3 protein-coding genes and 1 pseudogene are annotated in these 3,198 nt (G+C 73.2%); 1 reads left to right on the plus strand and 3 read right to left on the minus strand.

From position 1 onward, the window contains the following. Positions 1-143: 143 nt before the first annotated feature. Positions 144-1,967 (plus strand): ABC transporter ATP-binding protein, encoded by a 1,824-nt coding sequence (locus tag QOL99_RS16090; RefSeq protein WP_285525307.1) that lies wholly within the window; start codon positions 144-146, stop codon positions 1,965-1,967. Here QOL99_RS16090 and QOL99_RS16095 read toward each other — a convergent pair. From QOL99_RS16095 to QOL99_RS16105, 3 genes and pseudogenes are all read right to left on the minus strand, one after another. After that, positions 1,954-2,169, minus strand: coding sequence for a hypothetical protein (locus tag QOL99_RS16095; RefSeq protein ID WP_285525308.1), 216 nt, complete (start codon positions 2,167-2,169; stop codon positions 1,954-1,956). The two genes, QOL99_RS16090 and QOL99_RS16095, sit on opposite strands and share 14 nt — an antisense overlap. 12 nt (positions 2,170-2,181) lie before the next feature. Next, the gene (locus QOL99_RS16100) at positions 2,182-2,673 is read right to left on the minus strand and encodes a flavin reductase family protein (RefSeq protein WP_285525309.1); all 492 of its coding nucleotides are present in this window, start codon (positions 2,671-2,673) and stop codon (positions 2,182-2,184) included. A 262-nt stretch (positions 2,674-2,935) separates the two neighbouring features. Further along, a pseudogene (locus QOL99_RS16105) lies at positions 2,936-3,198 on the minus strand (glycoside hydrolase family 10 protein); the annotation flags it as partial.

Here is a 3,198-nt window from a genome sequence, read left to right on the forward strand (position 1 = left end):
CAGACGTGACTTGCCCCGCGGTCCGCCCGATTGGGTTCACTCCACTCCTTCCCCTTGAGGGGGGAGGCTGGGACTGGCACAGCTCCGCAGGAGAGGGGGTGAACGGGTCAGGCACCCCCACCCCCCGCGCTACCCTCTACCCCGTGCCCCCCACCCCCGACCCCGCCACGCCCGGCCCCGGCGTGACCCGCCGCCTCTACGGCCTGCTCACGCCCTACCGCCGCACGGTGGGCCTGGGCCTGCTGCTGCTGGTGGGCAGCGTGGCCGCCGAGCTGTACCCGCCGCTGGTGTGGATTCGGGTGGTGGATCAGGGCCTTCCGGCGCGGGACTGGACCTTTATCGGGGGGCAGCTCGCCCTGCTGGTGGCGGTGTTCGGCGTGCAACAGCTTCTGTCGGCGTGGCGCGGGCTGCTGCTGGAGCGGGCGGGGCAGCAGCTCACGCTGGACCTGCGCCTGAGCGTGTACCGCAAGCTTCAGGGCCAGTCGGCGAGCTATTTCGAGTCGCAGCGCACCGGGGACCTGATCGCCCGCGTGACCGGCGACGTGGACGCCGTGCAGGACGTGCTGGTGCGCGGGACGGACGCGGTGCTGGCGAACGCGCTGCGATTGGTCGGGGTGGTCGCCATCTTCATCGCGCTGCAACCGCTCCTCGGCGTGCTCGTCACGCTGCCCATGCTGGCCGTCGCGCTGATGCTGCGGCGCTACGCCCGCACGGTGCGGCCCGCCTACCGCGCGGCGCGGACCCGGCTGGGGGACCTCACGGCGCTGATCACCGACCGGCTGGCGGGGGTGCGGGTGGTGCAGGGCTTCGCGCGGGAGGAGGCGGAGACGCGGCGGGTGGCGCAAATGGCGGGCGAGCTGTATGCCGAGCAGGTCAAGGCGGTGGCGCTGCGCAACCGGGCCTTTCCCCTGGCCCGCTTCGTGGCGAACTTCGGCAACGTCCTGATGCTGGGGGGCGGCGCGTGGCTGATTCTGGCCGGGCAGTTCACGCTGGGCGGGCTGCTCGCCTACCGGGGCTACGGGCGCTACTTCTACGGCCCGATCGACGACCTCGTGAATATCGGCGACCTGCTGCAACGGGCCGAGGCGAGCGGGCGGCGGGTCTTCGAGGTGCTCGACGCGCCCGTAGCGGTGGCCGAATCGCCCGGTGCCCGGCCCCTCCCCGAACCCGCGCGGGGCGAGGTGCACTTCGAGGGCGTGACCTTCGGCTACGACCCCGCCCGCCCGGTGCTGCGGGACGTGACGCTGAGCATTCCGGCGGGGCAGCGGGTGGCGGTGCTGGGCGCGTCGGGCGCGGGCAAGAGCACGCTGCTCTCGCTGGTCCCGCGCGGGCATGATCCCCTGGAAGGCCGGGTGCTGCTGGACGGGGTGGACGTGCGCGACCTCACGCTGGAAAGTCTCCGCACCCACGCGGTCACCATGCCGCAGGACACCTTCCTCTTTCACGACACGGTGCTGGACAACGTGCGCTACGCCCGCCCGGAGGCCAGCGACGCAGAGGTCGAGGGGGCGCTGGAGGCCGCGTATGCGCTGGACTTTGTGCGGGCGCTTCCGCAGGGCTTAGGGACGGTGGTGGGCGAGCGCGGGGTGCGACTCAGCGGGGGCCAGCGCCAGCGCCTCGCCATCGCGCGGACGCTGCTCGCGCGGCCCACCGTCCTGCTGCTGGACGAGCCGACGAGCGCCGTGGACGCCGAGAGCGAGGCGGTCGTGGTGGCGGCCCTGGGACGGCTGATGCGCGGGCGAACGGCCCTGATCGTGACCCACCGCCTCAGCCTCGCGCGGACCTCCGACCGGGTGCTCGTGCTCGACGGGGGCCGCGTGGTGGAGGACGGCCCGCCGGATGTGCTGCGGGCGCGGAATGGGGCGTATGCCGCGCTGGAGCGGGCCGCGCGGGGATTGGACGGCACGTTGCCGGGCGAGTGGCCGGGGGGGCTGCCGCTGTCCGCCGAACCCGTCAACGCGGAGTGAGGGCGCCGATCATCGCGGTGGCGATCCGGGCCCCCGTGCCCAGCCTCAGCACGATGAACCACACGGGTGCCCGGTCCCCGTGGGCCGTAGTCGCCGCCGACCACGCGAGCCGCAGATTGACCAGCGCCAGCGGGTCAGCCCCGAGGAGGGTCAGTCCCGCCAGCGCGAGGGCGATCAGCAGTCGCAGGGGGGAGGCGGGCATCACCCCCTCGCCTCAGATCAACTCGTGGTACTGGCCCCGGAAGTAGACCAGCGGATCGTCGTCGGTGTAGCGGGCGTACTCGACCAGCCCCAGGTAGAGGGTGTGGTCCCCCGCCGGGATGACCTGCTGCTTGCGGCACACCAGCTGCGCCACGCTGCCGCCGATCAGGGGCAGGCCCTCGTGGGAGAACCACGGCACCGACTCGTCCGGGCCGGGCCGCCCGGCGAAGTGGTCGCTGAGGTGGCGCTGGGCGAGGCTCAGCACGCTCACGCCGAAGCGCTCCACCTCCGGCCGCGAGAGCAGCGTGTGCATCTGGGCACGGTGGTCCACGCTGACCAGGATCAGCGGCGGCGCGAGGCTCACCGACACGAACGCACTCGCCGTCATGCCCCGCCGCTCCTCGCCGTCTGCCGCCGTGATCACGGTCACGCCGCTGGCAAAACGCCCCAGCGTCTGCCGGAACTCGAAGGGAGGAATACCGTCGGGGAGGGCGGGGGTGGTCATGGAGGTGAGTGTAGCGGGGGCAGGGGGAAGACGTGGACGTGAGGTGGGGCAATTGGCTCTGTAGGACAGGCGGTGCTTGCCTCCCCCCTCCCCTTGCTGCGCAAGGCCCTCCCCCGCGAGGGGGGAGGGAGTAGGCCGCGTCCCTGTCCTGGCCTGAGCCGTTTTCTCTCCTGTGTCAGCCGATCTCAACGTCCCCGCCTGACAAGCCCACGTTCCAGGCAGACGCGCCGTTCGGCTTGGAGAGCGCCGCTCCCCCCGCCCCCTACCGCTTCCCACTCGCCGCCGGAGCAGGCGCCGCCTCCCGCAGCAGCAGATCGGGCAGCCGCACCACGCCCACCTCCGGCACCGCCTCCGCCCAGCGCTGCCCGCCCACCCGCACCTCGATGGGCCCGGCGGGAAGCGTCAGGAAGCCGTAGTGCCCGCCTCCATCCGTGGTGGTCCGCGCGACGACCCGGCCGCCCTGCACGGCCTCCACCGTCCGGCCCCCGGGGACCGTGGTGCCGACGACCCGGCCCGACAGCCCCC

This window comes from Deinococcus rhizophilus (assembly GCF_030271215.1).
Classification (GTDB): Bacteria; Deinococcota; Deinococci; order Deinococcales; family Deinococcaceae; genus Deinococcus; species Deinococcus rhizophilus.